General features: G+C 46.2%; 20 protein-coding genes. 9 read left to right on the forward strand and 11 right to left on the reverse strand.

The features are described 5' to 3' along the window. Positions 1-199 precede the first annotated feature (199 nt). The 4 genes from QUA16_RS28975 to QUA16_RS28990 form a co-directional block, all read right to left on the reverse strand. Positions 200-604: a hypothetical protein gene (locus tag QUA16_RS28975; protein ID WP_333107652.1), complete on the reverse strand. Its 405-nt coding sequence runs from the start codon at positions 602-604 to the stop codon at positions 200-202. Positions 605-666: 62 nt separating this feature from the next. Next, positions 667-2,253: a serine hydrolase gene (locus QUA16_RS28980; protein WP_333181535.1), complete on the reverse strand. Its 1,587-nt coding sequence runs from the start codon at positions 2,251-2,253 to the stop codon at positions 667-669. Continuing rightward, the gene (locus tag QUA16_RS28985) at positions 2,207-2,350 is read right to left on the reverse strand and encodes a hypothetical protein (RefSeq protein ID WP_333145401.1); all 144 of its coding nucleotides are present in this window, start codon (positions 2,348-2,350) and stop codon (positions 2,207-2,209) included. Before QUA16_RS28985 ends, QUA16_RS28980 begins: the two co-directional genes overlap by 47 nt. Positions 2,351-2,551: 201 nt before the next feature. Continuing rightward, a complete protein-coding gene (locus tag QUA16_RS28990; RefSeq protein WP_333107667.1) occupies positions 2,552-3,340 on the reverse strand; it encodes an RNA methyltransferase in 789 nt (262 codons plus the stop codon). A gap of 443 nt (positions 3,341-3,783) precedes the next feature. On the opposite strand from QUA16_RS28990, the gene QUA16_RS28995 reads away from it, so the two are divergent. After that, entirely contained in the window at positions 3,784-3,939 is a 156-nt protein-coding gene (locus tag QUA16_RS28995; protein WP_006631540.1) for a DUF2256 domain-containing protein, read from the forward strand. A gap of 72 nt (positions 3,940-4,011) precedes the next feature. Further along, positions 4,012-4,947: an isoaspartyl peptidase/L-asparaginase gene (locus QUA16_RS29000; protein WP_333107654.1), complete on the forward strand. Its 936-nt coding sequence runs from the start codon at positions 4,012-4,014 to the stop codon at positions 4,945-4,947. A gap of 379 nt (positions 4,948-5,326) precedes the next feature. On the opposite strand, the gene QUA16_RS29005 is transcribed toward QUA16_RS29000, so the two are convergent. Beyond that, on the reverse strand, positions 5,327-5,923 hold the full coding sequence (locus QUA16_RS29005; RefSeq protein ID WP_333107655.1) for a hypothetical protein: 597 nt from the start codon (positions 5,921-5,923) through the stop codon (positions 5,327-5,329). Between the two features lie 115 nt (positions 5,924-6,038). Next, on the reverse strand, positions 6,039-6,719 hold the full coding sequence (locus tag QUA16_RS29010; protein WP_333107656.1) for a WD40 domain-containing protein: 681 nt from the start codon (positions 6,717-6,719) through the stop codon (positions 6,039-6,041). A 197-nt stretch (positions 6,720-6,916) separates the two neighbouring features. Here QUA16_RS29010 and QUA16_RS29015 point away from each other — a divergent pair, with 197 nt between their 5' ends. From QUA16_RS29015 to QUA16_RS29035, 5 genes are all read left to right on the forward strand, one after another. After that, positions 6,917-7,510 (forward strand): tetratricopeptide repeat protein, encoded by a 594-nt coding sequence (locus tag QUA16_RS29015; RefSeq protein WP_333107657.1) that lies wholly within the window; start codon positions 6,917-6,919, stop codon positions 7,508-7,510. A 76-nt stretch (positions 7,511-7,586) separates the two neighbouring features. Then, positions 7,587-8,075: a hypothetical protein gene (locus QUA16_RS29020; protein ID WP_333107658.1), complete on the forward strand. Its 489-nt coding sequence runs from the start codon at positions 7,587-7,589 to the stop codon at positions 8,073-8,075. A gap of 496 nt (positions 8,076-8,571) precedes the next feature. Beyond that, a complete protein-coding gene (locus QUA16_RS29025; protein ID WP_333107659.1) occupies positions 8,572-9,324 on the forward strand; it encodes a hypothetical protein in 753 nt (250 codons plus the stop codon). A 27-nt stretch (positions 9,325-9,351) separates the two neighbouring features. Further along, positions 9,352-9,483: a hypothetical protein gene (locus QUA16_RS29030; protein ID WP_333181538.1), complete on the forward strand. Its 132-nt coding sequence runs from the start codon at positions 9,352-9,354 to the stop codon at positions 9,481-9,483. After that, a complete protein-coding gene (locus QUA16_RS29035) occupies positions 9,480-9,647 on the forward strand; it encodes a hypothetical protein (protein ID WP_333181539.1) in 168 nt (55 codons plus the stop codon). The genes QUA16_RS29030 and QUA16_RS29035 overlap by 4 nt, the downstream gene beginning before the upstream one ends. Positions 9,648-9,662: 15 nt before the next feature. On the opposite strand, the gene glmU is transcribed toward QUA16_RS29035, so the two are convergent. Then, positions 9,663-11,051, reverse strand: a complete 1,389-nt coding sequence (glmU, locus tag QUA16_RS29040) for a bifunctional UDP-N-acetylglucosamine diphosphorylase/glucosamine-1-phosphate N-acetyltransferase GlmU (RefSeq protein ID WP_333107661.1) — start codon at positions 11,049-11,051, stop codon at positions 9,663-9,665. 479 nt (positions 11,052-11,530) lie between these two features. On the opposite strand from glmU, the gene QUA16_RS29045 reads away from it, so the two are divergent. Together QUA16_RS29045 and QUA16_RS29050 are read left to right on the forward strand one after the other, a co-directional pair. Further along, positions 11,531-12,544: a hypothetical protein gene (locus QUA16_RS29045; protein WP_333107662.1), complete on the forward strand. Its 1,014-nt coding sequence runs from the start codon at positions 11,531-11,533 to the stop codon at positions 12,542-12,544. Between the two features lie 26 nt (positions 12,545-12,570). Beyond that, positions 12,571-13,395: a sulfurtransferase gene (locus QUA16_RS29050; RefSeq protein ID WP_333107663.1), complete on the forward strand. Its 825-nt coding sequence runs from the start codon at positions 12,571-12,573 to the stop codon at positions 13,393-13,395. Between the two features lie 397 nt (positions 13,396-13,792). Here the strand turns inward: QUA16_RS29050 and QUA16_RS29055 are convergent, their stop codons facing one another. The 4 genes from QUA16_RS29055 to iscB all read right to left on the reverse strand — a co-directional run bounded on the left by QUA16_RS29055 (position 13,793) and on the right by iscB (position 19,998). Further along, positions 13,793-15,265: an MBOAT family protein gene (locus QUA16_RS29055; protein ID WP_333107664.1), complete on the reverse strand. Its 1,473-nt coding sequence runs from the start codon at positions 15,263-15,265 to the stop codon at positions 13,793-13,795. A gap of 590 nt (positions 15,266-15,855) precedes the next feature. Further along, the gene (locus tag QUA16_RS29060) at positions 15,856-17,415 is read right to left on the reverse strand and encodes an ATP-binding protein (protein ID WP_333107665.1); all 1,560 of its coding nucleotides are present in this window, start codon (positions 17,413-17,415) and stop codon (positions 15,856-15,858) included. Continuing rightward, a complete protein-coding gene (locus QUA16_RS29065; RefSeq protein ID WP_333107666.1) occupies positions 17,412-18,431 on the reverse strand; it encodes an ATP-binding SpoIIE family protein phosphatase in 1,020 nt (339 codons plus the stop codon). Before QUA16_RS29065 ends, QUA16_RS29060 begins: the two co-directional genes overlap by 4 nt. A gap of 334 nt (positions 18,432-18,765) precedes the next feature. Next, entirely contained in the window at positions 18,766-19,998 is a 1,233-nt protein-coding gene (iscB, locus tag QUA16_RS29070) for an RNA-guided endonuclease IscB (RefSeq protein WP_333107668.1), read from the reverse strand. Between the last annotated feature and the right edge of the window lie 25 nt (positions 19,999-20,023).

The raw sequence follows: 20,023 nt of genomic DNA on the forward strand, positions 1-20,023 counted from the left end.
TTCCATACTTAGAAAGGAGACGACAATTATTTATCAATACACTGTTTGGTTATTTTGTCAATGCGTAAGTCCTAGATAATTTGCATTAGTGCTGATGTGAGGAGGGGAATTCCCTTGATTGTAACAAAGGGAAAAAATGCCGTTAACTTAAATCCCGATCGGGAATTGAAACTGCATAGCCCGATATTTTCACAGTTGTTCACAATGGAGATAACTGGCGAATTGGCCCATTGTAATCAACTCTGATTCGGCCATCTTGAGAAACTGTAACAACCGTTTCTACCGTATAGACAGACGAACCAGGCTTGTTACCCTTAAAAGTAAAAGTCCAAGTTCCATCGCCATTGTCAACAAACGGCGATTCCTTAGAAGTACCGTGCATAGAAGCTTCAGCTCGATAGTTGCCTAAACCCCCATTAGCAATTTCTGCTGCTTGACGGGCTAAGTTTTTTGCTCGATTGAGTTCGATATTATTGTTAATCACTGTCACGCCGTCGGTTTCATATTCAGGAGCAGGATTAGCATTACTCAAGGTGGGGGAGACTCCAACAGCTAAAGTTGAAAGCGCTACCAGACAAGCAAGTCGAATGTTTAGTTTCATCATACAAACTGATTTATAGTTTGATAAAGTCTACAACACTTGCCCTAAAAAACCCGGTTAAATTTTCAATTTTTAATTTTCACTTGTGAATCGGCTGGCGTTTCCCCACCGTACAAATAGCGGTAACTCATCCGAGAAATCTCCCGAATCAATGTTTGAGCTGGCTTTTCCGTTTCCGGCGGATGCTTCACCATCACCGCCACTAAATAACGCTTACCGTTCGGCAAATCCACCATCCCCGCATCCGCAAGCAGTGTATCAATGTTGCCCGTTTTGTGAGCAATAACTGAACCTTCGCCTAAACCTTTCGGCAGCAAAGAATCATTTCTAGTTTGGCGCATGATTTGCAAAATGCGATCGCGCGATTTCACCGATACTAAATTCCCCCGATCTATCTGGGCTATGATATTAATCAAATCCTGCGGACTGGTAGTATTAGTTCCCTCCAAATCAGGCAAATTATTGCGGAGAACCGTCGCCCTCAAACCCCAATTTGCAAACTGCTGATTCAAAACCTCAGCACCTCCCAACAACTCAATCATCATATTTGTCGCCGTATTGTCACTGACAACAATCATCTTTTGGGCAACTTCCAAAGCCGAATACTTCTTACCCGGAGAGTCGTCTTGCATCTCCCCAGAACCACCTACAATGTGTTCGGGCTTCAGCGTCAGCATCTGATCTAACTGCACTTTGCCCTCATCTACTGCTTGGAAAAAAGCTACTAAAATTGGCACTTTAATCGTGCTAGCTGAAGCAAAAGCAGTATCGCCATTAAAATTTAGGTAGCTTCCAGTATCTAAATCGACTAGAAATATTCCGGCTGTCAAACTAGGATTTTCTGTTGCTAAAACCTGAACTTGCGTTTTCAAAGCTCCTAATTCTTGATTCAGTTGCAGCACTTCTGGGGTTGCGGATGCCGCAGATGCGCTATCGGCTGGGTTTTTCTGCCCTGCGGTGGTTTGTTCTTCTGTCGCTACAGTGGATGCTCGACTCACAGCATTTACCACCGACAGCAGCGTACCGCAAATCACCGCTATCCCAACTCCCAAAATCAGCAAGCGAGTAGCGTACACCAACGGCGGTACGCTCCGAGGTGCAGAGCGTTTACCCGGTCTCTGACTCGCTTGTGGGCGCGGTTTTGGCACGGGGGGTTTTTTGGCATCTGGGGGGATTACCGGGTCTGGAATGCGAACTGGGGGCGAACTGGGAAGACTTCCACGGGTGGTAGGGGGAGTGGCTGTTGGGATCTGGCTGTTGGGATTGCTGGCGATCGAACTCACATTTTCCCGCTCCAGATTCGGATCGGGAAACTCGAACATATCGACAGCAGCGAGGCCTTTTTTGCGCGGTTGGCGAGTCTTCGACTGCGGAGTTTTGCTGGTTCTGGGTTTTCTGGGATTAATTGCCGATCGAGGATCGGATAAAAAGTCTTGTGTAGTAAATTCTTCCGAAGATGTGGGAGAATTGGCTCCAATTCTGCTACCGCGACCCTGTTGCAGTGGCAAAGTCGCAGGTTCGGGCGATCGAATTTCTGGGTTGCCGTTTTGCGGTTGGGGAGGGCGGCGGCGGCCGGAGTTGCCAGACTGACTTGCTTTGCCGGACTTAGGCTGCTTTGAGCCGGAGTTGGGAGAGGATATCGAGGATATCACCGATAATATCGATCCTTTGGGAAACCGCTCTGCCACGTCTTACTCCTTCATCACTAATGTAAAGTTCAAGTTTAAGATTTTTCAGCTTGTCAGCCAATCAATTTTAGATTTTAGATTTTAGATTTTAGATTTACCCCAGACGCTGCATGGTATCAGCAACCGGGTTTATGGCCCGCTAATTATCGCAAAGCTTAGGTTTTTAGTCAAGAAACCCTGTTACGAAGGTGACAACTGGGTGCAGGAAAGTTCTCTGTGAAAAAAATCCTCAATCTCACATCCCCAATTATCAGCATTTCTCCTAGCGCTCCGTTCGATTTTCCGGCAACGCTCCATCCAGAGTATCAGAATTTGCCTCTCGTGGGTAACTTTTGATTGCCCATTGTGTTTGGCGGAGGACGCCCCGCAGCATGGCGACTTCATCCACTGTCGGATAAGCCCTGTTGTACAAACGCCGAAATTTTTCCATCCGGCTTGCTGCTGTGTGCGGCTGCAAATATCCTATTTTGAGTAACAGCGTTTCTAGTTGCTGGTAATATCCCTCTAAATTTTCCAAGGGAGCCGATTCCTTCTGGCCACTGACAACTGACAACTGACAACTGACAACTGACTTGTATAGTTCGTAACAGCAGATAGCGACGGCTTGGGCGAGATTTAGAGATGTGTAGGCATCGCTGCTGGGAATGCGGATCAGGCGTTGAGCGCGGTTTAATTCGGCATTGGTTAAGCCGCAGTCTTCTCGGCCGAAAATTAGGGCGCTGGGGGCTTCTAGGAGCCAAGGCAAGGCATCTGCGGGTTCTTCTAGTTGTGTTGGCAACGATCGACTATCATCCCCTGTAGTTGCGATCGCTCTGACACACCCAACCAAAGCAGCGGGCAAACTCTCGACTACTTTAGCCGTTTCCAATATGTCGGCGGCGCGAACAGCCATCAGTCGGGCTTCTTCCCCTAAATAATCGCATTGGGGATTTACCAAAACTAATTGGTGCAAACCCATATTTTTCATGACGCGGGCCACTGAACCCACATTCAATGGGCCTGCAGGTTCGACTAAGACTATTCGGATGTTGGCGTCGGCCGTTGCGAGCATTTTTATTTGGGGAGGTGTTTGGCAGAAAGTAGGTTTTTCCTTAGCAACAGGCAAGATGCCTGTTCCACAATCAAATTTAACTATGAGTGGAACAGGCCTCAGCAACAGGCAAGATGCAGGTTGTTTCCTTAGCAACAGGCAAGATGCCTGTTCCACAATCAAATTTAACTATGAGTGGAACAGGCATCTTGCCTGTTCATAATCGCAAAATGCTTGTTCCACAATCAAATTCAACTGTTGTGGAACAGGCATCTTGCCTGTTCATAATCGCAAGATGCCTGTTCCACAATCAAATTTAACTATGAGTGGAACAGGCATCTTGCCTGTTCATAATCGCAAGATGCCTGTTCCACAATCAAATTCAACTATGAGTGGAACAGGCATCTTGCCTGTTCCTGAAAATGGTACAAGATGTGAGTTAGTAATATACTTTCCAAATTAGCATGGCAAAGCAACGATCGAAATCTGATTTACCGACAAAAATGTGCCCGGTGTGCGATCGACCTTTTACTTGGCGCAAAAAATGGGCGGACTGCTGGGATGAGGTCAAATACTGCTCCGAACGTTGTCGTCGCCGCCGTTTGGCGGCTCAAGATTAAGAATTTAGGGCAAGTTGCTCGATCGAAGCTAAGATTGCAAAGGAAAAATTTTAGGTTATTAGGTTATAAATTATGGCATCGCAACAAGTGCAACCAAAGCTAGTTATTCACGGCGGTGCCGGCAGTTCTCTACACAGTAAAGGCGGAATTGAGGCGGTGCGGAAATCGCTTTACGATGTTTTGGAGGAAGTTTATCCGCTGCTGAAAGACGGTGCAAGTGCCGTAGATGCAGTGGTGCGGGGCTGCCAATTGTTGGAAGATGACCCGCGATTCAATGCCGGTACTGGTTCTGTAGTGCAGTCGGACGGTCAAATTCGGATGAGTGCTTCGCTGATGGACGGTTTGATGCAGCGTTTCAGCGGGGCGATTAATGTTTCTCGCGTTCAACATCCGATCGAACTTGCTCAATTTTTGCAGAATTCGGACGATCGGGTTCTCTCTGATTTTGGTTCGGCGGAATTGCTGCGAGAACTTCAATTGCCGATTTACGATCCGATGACGGATTTGCGCTTGCACGAGTGGATGCAGGAACGCCAAGGCAATTTTAGTAAAGCAATGGCTGACGTGGTTGCCGAACCGGCCGGTGTGGGTACGATCGGAGTCGTAGCTTTGGATGTGCATGGACGCTTGGCTGCTGGGACTTCAACTGGTGGCAAGGGTTTTGAGCGGATTGGGCGGGTTAGCGACTCGGCGATGCCGGCGGGAAATTACGCGGCCCAAAGTGCGGCGGTAAGCTGTACGGGGATTGGCGAGCACATTATGGACGAGTGTTTGGCCGCGCGAATTGTGATTCGGGTAACGGATGGTTTGAGTTTGAAAGCTGCTTTTGAGCGTTCTTTTGCTGAAGCTGACGAACGTCAACGGGATTTTGGCGCAATTGGAATTGATGCTAGCGGGGCGATCGCTTTCGGCAAAACTAGCGAGGTGATTTTGGGTGCTTTTCACAACGGTATGCAAATGGGCGATACTTTGGAAATGAGCAAGGGAACGCTGATTTTTATTGCTTAAAAGGGCGATATAAATTGTCAGTCTGCGGTTCAGATACCCGACTTTTTGAAGAATTCGGGTATCTCGATCGGCGTTAGTTTGATATCAAATCCGACAGTCATTAGTCATCAGTCATTAGTCATTAGTCATTAGTCATTAGTCATCAGTCATTAGTCATCAGTCATTAGTCATTAGTCATTAGTCATCAGTCATCAGTCATTAGTCATCAGTCATCAGTCAACAGTCATTAGTCATCAGTCATCAGTCATTAGTCATCAGTCATCAGTCAACAGTCAACAGTCAACAGTCAACAGTCAACAGTCAACAGTCATCAGTCAACAGTCATCAGTCATCAGTCAACAGTCAACAAGCACGGACGGTGCAACCGGAATCGATATTCTTAAATCCGCAGTTGCCAAAGTTTAACAGTACCATTCTCCCCACCGCTGACGATAGTTTCGCCCAAAAGCCCGATCGCCACCGCAGACACAGGGCTAGAATGTCCATCTAAAGTGTGCAGCAATTCGCCGCGAAGATTCCAAAGTCTAACAGTACCGTCAAAACACCCCACGGCCAAGTATTTCCCGTCGGGACTAATTGCGGCGGCGGAAGTGATGCGAATTCCTGTTTGCAGCGAATGCAATAATTCGCCTGTTTGCAAATTCCACAGTTTGATAGTTTGGCCGCCGTGACTGACAAGAATTTGGCTATCGGAAGAAATCGCTACATAATTTTCGCTGCCAAATGTTCGCCTCACTTCGCCTCCCGGCAGTTCCCACAAAGTGACTGTGGCGCGACAGAAACCGCTGGCTGCATTGAGGCCGCTGGCTACTAGCATTTTGCCGTTGGGACTCAGGGCGATCGCACTTATGTCATCCCCTTGATAGCCTTCTAAAACTTGCACCAGTTGGCCGCTGTTGAGGTGCTGAAGCTTGATTGTGCCGCGGGTGGTGCCGACGCCAAAATTTGCCAGTCGGGGCTGACAAGCGAATTTCAAAGGTGGTACCCGCCACGTGATTTATCCGTGGAATCAATCCCAAATCTAAAATCTAAAATCCTCAAGAAAGAGCATTTATCTCGCGCAAGTCAATCTAAAATCTAAAATCTAAAATCTAAAATCGATTGACGGCGACGGATTCGTGGCGGTGTACGTCTGCCAAACGCTTCAGCAGTTCGCCGTTTTGCAGGTTCCAGAGTTTGACTGTGCCCGCGCGCGATCGTGTCAGCAACGTTTTGCTGGCGGGACTGAAAGCAACTAGCAACACGGCTGTTGAATGTCCGAAAATCGTCTGCCGCAGTTCCCCGCTGTGCAAACTCCAAATTTTCACGGTACTATCCTCAGATCCCGTTGCGAGGAATTGTCCGTCGGGACTGATAGCCACAGACAAAATCCTGTCTGAATGGTGGAGAGTGGCTTTTAAGATGGCGCCGGTTGAGGTTTTTGGCTGCGTTTTATATCCGGCTATTTCCAGCCAGTCGATCGCATCTCTCCAATTTTTGAGAGCATTTCGGGGCCGATTTGTCAATAATTCTATATATCTGTACAAAGTTTTTGACAAATCAACTTCGACACCTTTGATTTGTTTGTTGAGAAATACCGCAATTTCGGCTGGGCTGTAGCCGCACAGCAAGCCGCAGAGGTGCCGCTTTTCTACGGGTGTCAGTCCTCTTCTGGTGTGGGGGGCGAATTCTTGTTTGGCATTTGCCAAGTCGGTGTAAAGCTTTTGGATGTCCCAGCCGTTGCTGGCGCGTGCAAATGGTTCTTCGGGTCGATCGAGGGTAGAGGGTATCATTTGCGGCAGTCGCGATCGAGTTCCTAGTCAAAATCCTAACCAAAATCCTAACATTGGCTGTGCGCGATCGAACTGTTGTCACCGTTAATCTATTTTTAACACAGCAAACAGGAGAAAGAGTTTCAGGTTGAAAATGTGCCTCAATCCTTACGTTTACAGTTTGTCAAATAACTTTACACCAACGGGATCAACATAAAATGTCTATCTATTCAATCGTCTTATTTTTTGGCGGTCTGGGCTTTATTTTAATTTTGGTTGGTTATATCTGGGGATTATCTCAAGCTATTGAACAAGAAACTCTGTGGGGATTGGTTTACTTTTTTGTTCCCTTTGCTTCCTGGGTTTTTCATATTAAAAATTGGAGTACCAAAAAAGTTAGACAACCCTTTTTACTTCAACTTGCTGGATTCCTCATGTATTTTTTGTTAGGCATTATCATTGCATTATTGCCTGTAATAGGTATTCTCGGAACCGCTCCTTCTGTGCCGAATGTAGATCGGGGGTCTAACCAGCCATCGCCATCTTCTTTTTCTTCTGATTTCCACACTTATCCATCCCTCTATCAAGAGCCATCTCCTGCCGATTCATATCCTAATTCGGCTCGTGTTGCTGCTCAAATTTCTGACTTCAAACAATCGATGAAAGTCGGCTATATCTACTACGGGCAGGGAGACTATCCCACCGCTTTAATCAATTTTAACAGAGCTTTACAGCTACGTCCGGGCGACGCTTATGCTGTCAAGGCTGTTTACAACACCAAAAGTGCGATCGTCCAAACCAGTGTTAAATAATAATCCGTGCCTGAGAAATTGGATATAGCGGATAGATAAGTAATTAACCTTGTTGGTGAAAATCCAAAATTAACTGATGAAAATTCTCAACCAAACACCAACTAAACTAACAATTCAATCTTCGAGCGCCTGGGATGGTTTGCTATTAATTTCTCCCTTCATCGTCATTGGATTATTGCAGATAATTTTAGCATCAAATTGGATAGGTGGAGGCATATTCCTGTTGTTTTCGCTGTTTTTGTTGGACGGCGCGATAGATGAAACATACATTTTTGATAAAACTTTTAGCAAAATGACCATTAAACGACGGGGTGTGTGGCTTCATGATGTTACCGAATGCTCAACTCGCGCGATTTCTGCGGTGGAATTAGAGGAAATAGGAGATAGCGAGGGAAATCGTAGCTATTATGTTGATTTGTGGATGTTCGGGGGCGATATCATCTGTTTAAGAAGCTATTCACTAACAGAACAATACAAAATGGCTGACTTGATTCGCAGCTATATCTCGATTAACGATAATCGCACGCTTAGCAATGTATTTGCCCTACAAATCGGTGAACCCTAGCTATCGCGTAGGCAATCGCCCAAATCCATAACTAAGCTGTTGGGCATTTAAATTTTGTGTTGAGGGCGGGCTTTCGGGCCTAACCCCTACTCCTCACAAGAGTGAAAGTTTATTTGACCATGCAATTTAAATGCTGATTAGCTTAATGATAATTAAGTAGGCACAAATAAACCTGATAATGTAACAAAATGTAAACCTGTTCTCACCAGAGTGATTACTTTCCTACCGCTCGCGAAGCTAACGTCTCATTCCCATAACATAATTAATATACTTTTAAGATTCATCTACTTTAAATCACGGAAAGCTATCTTAAACCCCGCCGCAGGTAAACTCGCGACCTTTGTTGTCGGTCAGACATTTTAGTGCTAATCTATTAGCAATATAAAAGGGGTCATGGCAAAGGACGACTTCAAATAATATATAAGTTAACAATTCGGCTCATCGGGGTCAGGAAGTCGATGTGTAGCCTCATTTTTGGAATCAAAAGGTGAGATAAATGAAAATAATCAAGCAAACAGCAAGTGAATTAATAATTCAGACTCAAAGCATATTTGATTTTTGGCTCCCTAGTTGTTTATTCATGGCAGTTGGACTGATATCGGTGACTTTTGACTATCATGCAGCAACCCTGAACTGCCAGCGATTACAGGCAAAACAAGGACATTGCCAGATTGTGCGATCGAATTTACTCGGCTCGAACATCAAAGAAATTGAGCTTGCTTCTTTGCGGGGAGCTAAAGTTGAAAGATGCGGCTATAAAACCAGAGTTGTACTTTTGACTTCTGTGGGCAATGTTCCTTTCACTGCTAACTCCACTAATTGGGGTACCCAAGACGCTGTGGCTTCAGACATCAATTTTTTTGTTAAAAATGCAAAAAATCGATTGCTGCGCTTAAGCCAAGACGATCACTGGTTGGGATGGACAGGAGGCATATTTTTGCTCACAGGAATCGCAGCGATCGTCTTGAGAAATAATGAAATGTACAGCTTCGATGAAAATTTAAACACCTTGACTGTTAAACAGCGGGGTTTGTTGGCACGTAAAGTAACGGAATACTCTCTGTGCGAGATTTATGGCGTGGAAGTCGATCGAACAAAAGATCGGGATCATGACATTTGGTACGAAGTGAGACTGTTAGTTTGTGGAGGCTCTCGCATCTCCCTACCCCGCACCATGAACCCATACCAGCAAGAAAAAATTGCCAAAGCGATTAACAACTATCTGCACCAGCAAAATAACCAAAAATAGCCGATCGCGATCGGGAGCATCTCACCTTTGCAGCCCTCCGCTAGAAATTGGAGTTTTGAGGCAGGAGGCAGAAGGAAAGAGGAACAAGGAAAGAGGAACAAGGAAGGAGCCAGAAGAAGGAAGGAGCCAGAAGAAGTATTTTTACAAATACAAATATGAGATGCTCCCTCGCGATCGACCCGATTTCTCAAGGTTGCGGACTTACGCAGAAACCGGGTTTTTCACCAAAATCTCTTCTAGGGTGCGATCGCTTCCGTTATAAAAACCCGGTTTCTTTGGTATCGAGTGCGAAACTCGCGATTGGGTGGAAACTCATCATCTAAAAAGTGAACAATCGTTCACTTTTTAGGTTCTTTCAACTGCCAACCTGGTTTGACAACTTGCCGGGAACGGGCAATTACTAAACAATCCTTCGGCACATCTTCTGTCACCACAGAACCCGCCGCTACAGTAACATCTTCCCCCAAAATTATCGGTGCAACCAGCACGCTGTTAGAACCAGTTTTACTCCCATCGCCTATTTGAGTTTTGTGCTTGTTTTTTCCGTCATAATTCGCCGTAATTGTCCCAGCACCGATGTTGACTTTTTCTCCCAAAGTCGCGTCGCCTAAATAAGACAAGTGAGCGACATTAGTTCGATCGCCTATTTGAGTATTTTTCAATTCTACAAAATTGCCGACGCGGCAGTTCGCCCCAATTTCTGCGTGTCCCCGCAAGTGTGCGTAAGGGCCAACTCGCGAATTTTCAGCAACCATACTGTCAGAAACCACCGAATAAAGCACAGTCACATTTTCCCCAATCTGACTGTTTTCGATCAAACTGCCGGGGCCGATGCGACTACCAGATGCGATCGAAGTATTTCCCCGCAAGTGAGTTTGCGGTTCAATTACCACATCCGGCTGCAACTCTACTGTATCGTCAATGGTGATGCTGTTGGGATCGAGCAGCGTCACTCCCGCCGTCATCCACTTGTCCTTTATCCGCGTTTGCAAAATATCGCAAGCTGTAGCTAAATGTTTGCGATCGTTAATTCCCAATATTTCTTGATAATCTTCCACATCCACCGCCATCACCGGACTGAGGAAATTTACCGTATCAGTTAGGTAATATTCTTTTTGGTCATTGTCTGCCTTCAATTCTGGCAAAATTTTCTCTAAATCCGGCCAGTGAAAGCAGTAAACACCTGCATTAATGCGGTGATTTTGCTTTTGAGATTGTGTGCAGTCGCGGTCTTCGACAATTTGCTGGACTAAGTTTTGACTGTCGGTAAATACTCGACCGTATCCTTGGGGATTCGGCAAATTAGCTGTCAATAAAGTAGCAGAGTTTTGGTGCTGTTTGTGAATGGCTATCAATTGTTTGATAGTTTCTGCCCTCAGCAAAGGTACATCCCCATTTAAAACCAGCAAATCTCCTTGAAATCCCTCTAAGTGAGGCAGCAATTGTTGGATGGCATGACCTGTTCCCAATTGTTCGGTTTGTTCGACAAATTCTAGGGGAGGAGATTGAGGATTTTCCCCTGATATTTCTTGACCTCGAATCAGGGATTCTTTAACGAGTTCGCCTCGATAACCGACGATGACAAGTCGCCTGGTAATTTGAATTTCTTGACAACTTTGGAGGACTCTCTCAACTAGCGATCGACCGCCCAATTCGTGTAGAACTTTGGGCAAGTCAGATTTCATGCGCGTGCCGCGTCCAGCCGCTAAAATTGCTATTGCTACCATTGTGCGATCGAGTTATTTGCTATAAAAACTTGAATATTGACTCACTGATGATATCACTCGCTGTCGGCCGATGGCACTGCGATCGCACAAATTTTTCATCTAAAATCTCACATCTCGCATCCGCGCGATCTAGGATTTTTCCAGCCGGATGCTGGTTGTAGGGGCGATGCTGGCAATATCTGGACTGGCGCGCCCTGTATCAAAAACCTCGTTGCAGCAGCAGTATTTGGCGGCTGAGCAAGACGACTTGCATTCCTCACTACAAACCTGAGTTCCTTTGGGGGTAAGGAGTGCGAGTCTTTTCCCAAGGGCTGGGAGGGGGAGCGAGAGTGAGACTTTGCATCTTTGGGCTGGGATTTGCCACGATACATTATACTATTTGTTGAATTTCAGTTAGGGTGTTTTCAACTTTAAAAAAATTATTTCTGACTTTTTCATTAATTCTACCTTCTACCTTCTGCATTATCAGGTGTCCAGCTATGACAGAGCTTAATTTTCAGGAACTTGCCAAGCAGGGAAATCTCGCCACTGCGATCGCATCTTGGCTAAACAGCCAGTTGCAATCTGAAGGCATCACAGCCTCGGCCAATCTCGACGGCGACTGTTTGGATGTAATTCTTGAGGCCGAGCAGGTACCGATAGAAGATACATTAGTTGATTTTGTTCGCACCGAGCTGACAAATTTGCAGCCGGATTCGATTCGCAAAGTGAAGGTTGAGGGCCGAGAAAGCGGTAAGATTGCTGCTGCTTGGAGTCAAGAGTTTAGTTTAGAGAACAGCACTTTTGAACAACATAGCTTTGGGGGAGAATCTGTGCCAAATACTGCGGTTGCTAATATGGACGATCGCACAGAGATGGAGAGCAATATTGAGGAGGAAAAACCGCCGGAACTTGCGGCATTTGAGAACCGACTGCGATCGACTTTCATTGTAGTTGGGCTAGTAACGGGTATGTTGGCGATCGCCGTGGTGGCGTTTGTCGGTAAAATTTTGAACCAGCCGATAGCAACTGCGGGGAATAATCCCGATGAAACAGCAGATTTAGCAACTGCACCGGATGCTGCACCAGATACTTTTCGAGAAGCCGTTAACAGCGCACTCAAAGCAGCAGAATTAGGGCGATCGGCAAAAACCAAGCAAGATTGGACTACAGTTACCGATCGTTGGCAAGAAGCGGTCTCATTAATGAGAAGAGTACCAGTGTCTAGCCCCAACTATCAACTAGCTCAATCAAAAGTAATCGAGTATCAGAAATATCTGCTTTACGCTCAAGAAGCAGCAGTAACTCCCCCTCTGCCAACTCCAACTCCCGCGCCCGCCGAAAAATCACCTTCGGAAAAAGGAACTCCTAAAAAATCAAATTCGCCCAAAGAAACTTCGGAAAAAGCAACTCCTAAAAAATCAAATTCAGAAAAAAGAGCTTCAGAGAAAGCAACTTCTAAGAAATCTCCTTCCGATAAAGCAGAACCAGAGAAAAAAGCTCCTTCCCGATAAATGTTCAAATATTGATGTGAAAAATTATGACTGACAACACTTTAATCGTTTCTCCTGAATGGTTAGCCACCAATACCGACAATCCGCAAGTTGTAATCATTGACTGTCGTTTTTCCCTTGCCGACCCTGAATTGGGACAAAAACAATATCAAGAAAGTCACATTCCTGGAGCTTTCTACTTAGATTTAAACCGCGATCTATCGAGTTCAGTGGGCAAACACGGCGGTAGACATCCGTTGCCAAATATTGAAGAATTAGCTGATAAATTGAGCGCGATCGGCATTAATTCACCAGAAACTTTAGTCGTCGCCTATGACGATTCGCGGCTGGCTTTTGCCGCTCGTTTGTGGTGGCTGCTGCGATATATGGGACACAGCAAAGTCGCTTTGTTAGACGGCGGTTTCAGCGGCTGGAAAGCGGCGGGCTATCCGGTAACAAATATTTTGCCAGACCCCCGCGAGGGTAAATTTGTTGCTCACTTGCAGCAGGATTTGGCGGTAGATATTGAGACGGTAAAAGAGCGTAAAGACTTGCCGGGAAACGTTTTGGTTGATTCGCGAGAAAGCGAGAGATATGAAGGTTTGCGGGAGCCGATCGACCCCATTGCAGGTCACATTCCGGGTGCGGTTAACTATCCGTGGCAAGGGGTGACGGATGAAACTGGAAAAGTGCGATCGGCCTCGGAACAAAAACACCGGTGGACGGAATTAGAAAAAGCGGAAGAAATCATCGTTTATTGCGGTTCCGGGGTGACAGCTTGCGTCAATTTACTGTCTTTAGAAATCGCTGGAGTTCCCGATGCTAAACTTTATGTCGGTAGCTGGAGTGACTGGTGTTCTTATCAGTTGTAGGGTGCAGGAGCGAGATGATTGTTGACTGTTGACTGTTGACTGTTGATTGTTGACTGTTCACGGCGTCAACCGTCAACCGTCAACCGTCAACATCATGCCGGTGTAACCGGAAATGATATCAAAGCGAAATTCCTCGCTATGAGGACTAATGAGTTCTTCAGTCCTCTTTGAGAGGACTTTAGCTATGAGACAGGGAATTCATTCCCTGGCGGACTGTTGGGTGAGCGGGAGGACTGGCGGACTAAAAGCTTAAGTTGACACTAATAGGTAGCGGGTAATCACTTCCACTGACATCTTGCACCCTTGTCAAGAACAGGCAAGATGCCTGTTCCACAAGAAAATCTACTCTTTGTGGAACAGGCATCTTGCCTGTTCAGAAGGCGAATTAAACAATACCCTAAAAATCAAAATAAATATAAGGCAAACCGCCTTCGGGAGCCAACACCCAAACCGCATACAAACAAAGCGGCACTAACACCAATTTCAGCGGCCAATTTAACTCCAATTTCAAACCCCGACTCAACGCATAATTCCCCAGCATCGCCACAGCCAAAGCCGCCAACATCCAAGTTAAATGCACTCTTTCCAAACCCAAAGCTTCTACATAAACTTTCTCAGCAAACTGCACGTCAGCAGTGCGTCCCCACAAATGCGAAATCGCCCATCCAGAATCCTTTAAATCGGGAAGGCGGAAAAATATCCAACTACCAAAAACCATCGCCTGAGTCAACAGCCAACCGATCGCAATCCCGATCGGATTTTCCCACAAAAACTCGATCCGCAACCGCTTAAACAGCACATCAGTCAGCCTGTGAACCGCCAAAGCTAAACCGTGTAAACCCCCCCACACAATAAATCCCCAAGCTGCCCCGTGCCAAATTCCCGCAATTAACATGACAATCGCCAAATTCAGACAAGTGCGCCACAAACCGACTCGCGAACCGCCCAAAGGAAAATACAAATAATTGCGTAGCCAATCGCCTAAAGTCATGTGCCAGCGTCGCCAAAAATCAGCTATGCTGGCACTAAAATAAGGAAAATCAAAATTTGGTGGCAAATACCAACCCAGCAGCAAAGCAGTACCGCGCGCCATGTCCACATAGCCACTAAAATCGAGATAAAGTTGCAGCCCGTAAGCAAAAATAGCCAGCCACAAATCCTCGCTACCCGCCCGCTGCAAGTTGGTAAAGCTTAAATCGACATAAATTCCCAAGTTATCTGCGAAAAGACCTTTTTTTACTGCACCAAAGGCGATCGTCCAAAGTCCCTCAGAAATGCGATCGGGCGTCGGAAATTGCTGGGTTTTCAGTTGATAGATCAAGTTGTGATACCGAGTAATCGGGCCGGAAATCAGTTTGGGAAAAAACAATTTGTAAGCAGCAAAGTGCAGCAGCGAAGTAGCAGCAGGCGCGCCTCGGTACACGTCAATCAAATAAGCAATGCACTCAAAGCAAAAGAAACTCAATCCCAGGGGTGCGATGACGTGACTTTTCACCCAGTCAGCCCCGTCGATAGCTACAGGCCAATTGAACAAAGTGCCGATCGAACTCAATAAAAAAGGCACATACTTAAAGCCCAGAAGCAGCAACACATTCAGGCAGATGCCTATCCACAGCAGCAACAAACGGCGGCGGTTCCAAGATTCATTAGCAATCCGCCAATCCAGAGGTTCCCCAATCGCCATCGCCAAGCAGTAATTAAACAAAGCACCGACTAACAGCAGAGGAATGTACCAAATTTGTAGCGAAGCGTAAAAAATTAAACTACCCGCCAGCATGATGAACAGCCGCCACCACCGCAGCGGAACCAACCAGTAAGCCGCGAACAAAACTAACAGAAACAGGGCATATTGAAGGGAGATGAAAGTCATACCATTTTAGATTTTAGATTTTAGATTTGCGATTTTAGAATTGGGAATGGCTTATTTGGTATGGGTTTGGATCACGGGCTTACAGTTGCATTATTTTTATTAATCGAGACTTTGCTAAGAACGAGATTTATCATGGATTTTAGCCGATCGCCGACACGAAAACAGGCCCTCGGTAAGTCCCTACTATATAGTCGGCAACTGAGAACTGCTACATTTTACAGCACAAAGGTTAAATGCTGTTGCAAATTAAATAAATCTTGCCTGCTATAAATTAACTCTTTTACGAACTCTATAAAATTCTGGGAAAAAATATAATTAGGTTTGCAGCATCTGACATCAGTCCTCAAAAGCTACAATTCCTGATATCGTTTCCCTTCGCATCGGAATAATATTTTTTATCTTGCATTTCTAGCATCCCGCACAGCACAAAAGTGATGTAACCCAAAATGTTGTGAATTCATCACGATAGCAGGTATTTGACAAGTAGCCCCATCGCATTTCAACTCTTCCAAAACGTCAAATTCAGTCATACCCGGCATCATAATGTCCATAAAAATTGGGTTCGGCAAAAAACAGCCGAACCCAAACCTTCAGCGCCGTCGGCGACCTATATCGCAGTACAATGAATTTCTGCCAGCAAGTTTTTCAGCAAATACCGAAAAACTATCTTCATCCTCCCCAATCAAAACTTTGGCTGCTGAATCCGCCTCTGGCGATGATTCGGAACCCTGCAAGCTACGAGAATTCGCGCTTGTCAGCGGTATTTCATCTGCCTTAGCAGCGGACATTTCCAAAGGGTTTTCTTCCTCTCCCGGATACAGAATTGGCAGTGTGACAAAAAAAGTCGAACCCACTCCAGGCGAACTTGTGATTTCAATACTTCCCCCTAGAAATTCCGCCAGTTTTTTGCACAGAGACAATCCCAATCCCGTGCCTCTGACGCCCTTCTGCAAGGGATTTTCTATTTGGACAAATTCTTCAAAAATCCGCCTTTGGTCGGCTGGGGGAATACCCATGCCCGTATCTGCTACTGAAAAAGTAACTGTCCCCTCCTCTCCTATTTCCGCAGCAACTCGAACTTCACCTGCTTCGGTAAATTTGAGGGCATTAGAAATCAGATTTCGCAAAATCTGAGAAACTTTTCCCTCGTCGGTGGTGAGGATTGGAAGTTCGAGAGTATCTTCAAAAATTAGAGAAACGGCAGAGTTTTGGGGAAGCAGGGGGCGCATCATTCCTCGCAGGGCGCTGAACAAATCTTCGACTTCAAAATCAGCCAAGCGAACAGTTAGTTTTCCGGCTTCCACTTTGGCTAAATCTAACGAGTCGTTGACAAGTTCTGCGAGAGACTCGGCGGATTTGTAAATGTAATTTACTTGCTTGTCCTGTTCGGCTGAAAGTTCTCCGTCGAGGCGATTTAACAATATTTCGGAAAGGCTCATAATTGCCGTTAGCGGAGTGCGAAACTCGTGGCTCATATTGGAGAGAAAGCTGGTTTTGAGTTCGCTGGCGCGCCGGAGAGATTCGGCTTTGTCGTTCAATTCGGCGTAAAGTGCCAGGACTCCGCGATTGGTATCTTCTAGCTGTTGATTTAATTGTACGAGTTCTTCTTGACGCTGGCGGAGTTCGTCTAAAGTGCGTAGTAATTCTTGATTTTGCTGCTGAATTTCGGCATAGGGATCTTCGGGAATTTGGCGCGCTAGTTTGTCAACTAATTGATTGAGTTCGATCGCACTCAGCGCAGGCATATGTTTGGAAAACTGTTTAATTAATTGTACAGCCGTTCCGCGATCGGGCCGAGAGTCGATTTTCACTTCGTCCATCAACCGTTTCGCGGCTGCTAAACCGAGTCCCGCGCCGGTTTGCGATCGAAAATTGGGACTCAACACAGCCGGTAAATCAGCAATTCCCGGCCCGGTGTCAGAAATCCGAGTCCGAAAAATTTGGGGCGATTCCCCTTCCACAATGAATTCTACTTTGCCGCCGCCTGCATATTTGAAAGCATTGCGGGCAATTTCGGAAACTGCTGTGGCGATGCGGGTTTGTACTTGGGAATCGAATCCCAGCCATGCGGCAATTTGGCGAGCTCTTTGGCGTACTTGTACGATGTCTTGTTCAAAACGGACTTCCGTCGTCAGGATTGGGTAACTCACGCTGCTTCTCTTACCTTGGCTACTATAACTGTCATGTCATCGCGAGTGCGTTTGAAGTCCCGGTAGAGCACGGCTGCGATTAAAGCAGGATGTCTGGAGGCTAAACCCGGGTAGCGGTTTAAATTCCACTGCGCCCCCAAACCGTCGGAGTGCATGATGAGTAGGGACTGCTGCGACCAAGGATAAACAAATTCTGCTACTTTTCGCATCATATGTCCAACTGTGCCATTGTAGGAAACCATGCTGCGGCTTTGGTTATTTGTGACCACTACACCGCTGATGTTTCCAATTCCGGCAAAACAAACTGTTTGTTGGGTACGATCGATTTGGGCGATCGCCGCAGCCGCTCCTCTGGTATTTTTTAAAGCAGCGTGCGCCTTCTCTAAAATTGCTTTTGGCCCGAGTTTGGCGTTTTCCTCAAATACGCGCACTGCTTCGCGAGACGCTTCCTGGGCCAAATCCCCGTAGCCGAGCCCGTCAGCAACTAAAATCAGGTTTTTGTCAAGGTAATTTTCCGCAGCCCAGGAATCCCCGCAAATTTGCTCTCCTGCTTTTGGCAAGTGGACAACCCCAAATTCCAAGTAATTGCTGTTTTGGAAGGCTTCCCGGCTATTTTGGGTCGGTTCCAGCCGCACTAATAAGGCTGTCCCCAGTTTTGGTACAGAATGAATATCAAAAAAAGTAGAGAGGCGTTGAATTGCCCCCAGTCCAGTTCCAGGGCTTCCCGCTGTAGAAAAACCGTCCCGCAGACACAGCGCGACATTTGCCATTCCCTGCCCCTTATCGAGCGCTACTATTTCAATGCTATATCCTGCCGCTGTTTTTAATGTTCGCAGCAAAAGTTCTCCTTCGCGGGCGTGCTTGACCAGGTTTTTTGCTGCTTCGGTGGTAACAATTGCCACTTTACCGCGATCGGTCTCGTTAAATCCGACCTCGGTCGCTAGGGCGACTGCGATTCGGCGCGCTTCTCCCACTTGACTTTCTTCTGTTACGGGCAGGGCTACGGCATCTATCATTATTTTGTAGTTCTCATCTTAAGCTGGCGCGCATTTAAAAAGTCATTAGTCATTAGTCATTAGTCATTAGTCATTAGTCATTAGTCATTAGTTCTTAGTTTAGTTAGCCATCGCGCGATCGACCTCAGAAACCGGGTTTCTACTGAGATTTCTCGTTACCAAACCCAAAACTCATAGAAACCCGGTTTCTCATTAGTCATTTGTAGCGCGCGCGACCCCACTCTCTCCCAATCTCCCAATCTCCCACTCTCCTTACTCCTCACCAGAAAACGAGCGAGAAGCCCCGGGCTACCGACATGGGGAGGAAAGCGGCTGCGACGACCGTCGCCTTGAATCAAAATCCATAGGAATAGCCATCTTTTTTGTGAATAGGTTTGCAATATTTATGACTAATTCCTGCTATTCTTCCCTTTGTTGTAGCGATGTCGAACGAACCGGACGCACGGCAAAGAACTCGTCCCACGTATGAACCGACTTTCTTGCCTGCGGTGACTGTCGCGCCAACGATATAGCCAGTTTGAAAACCAAAATGGATTTGCTTTTTCGATCTGTGTCGAATTGGGAAGCCAAACCGATCCGTGCCACACATTTGTCGAGTACCGTGTCCTGCTGCTTTTATTAGCAGCGGTTGAGAAGTCAGCACCTTCAACTCTTCGACTTTACCTACGCAAGCAGCATCTAACCAGTGAGATTTAGGTAACTGCAAACGAGTGCGATTGAATTTTGTCAAACCGCCACTACCAGTAGAAACTGGTAAACCAGTCATACGGAGTCGATTAAATAACGCCCAGCGAGTCGAATTAACGGCTGCTGCGTCTTTTAATGGACGTTTTGCTTGAGACAGGATCTTTTTCAAGACATCTGGCTTCTTAGAGAGGAATTTCTCAATGTCTTGAGTTCCTTTCTTGAAATTGCATTTTTCACAGGCAAGGCAAAGATTAGAAATACGATTAGATCCGCCTTTGGCTTTGGGATGAATGTGTTCGACTTGTAGCGGTGTATCCGTAACTCCACAATACGCGCACTTTCTATCCCATTTATTTAACAAATATTCGCGGATCTCGTAACCACATAAAACGCCTTGCTGATACTCCAGTCCACTAATCTCTGGATTTTCTAGTTTTTGTAAGTCAAATCGCACAAGTTCTTGAGCAATAGAACCAATGGGAGCGACTTTCATCAATCTAGTTGCCCAGGTTAGGGTTGTTTCGAGACGATGTTGCAAACTTGGAGCCAACCACCCTTTAGGGCGACTTCTATTTAGAAATCTCGCTTTTCGATAACGAGTATGGCGGTTTCTCCTGCTCCTACGCAGTGAACGGCGAGACTCCAAGCTGGCTTTAATTGATTGACCTCGGTGAGTCAGTTCTGCACCAAAAATTACGCTTTCTCCTTGGACTAATGCGATTCCCGTAGTTTGGGAGCCAGGGTCTAATTTAAGAGTGATTAGTTCTTGGGGTGTTTCTACCTGTACTTTGAGGTCGGGTAAGAGGGCATACGTCGCCGTATCCCCCTGTCGGGTAAGGTTCGAGCGTCGCCGCTCTCCCCTCCCCTGAGAACGCAGCATGAGAGTTTCCAACTCACTGCGCTCA

The organism is Microcoleus sp. S13_C3 (genome assembly GCF_036700905.1).
Classification (GTDB): Bacteria; Cyanobacteriota; Cyanobacteriia; order Cyanobacteriales; family Microcoleaceae; genus Microcoleus.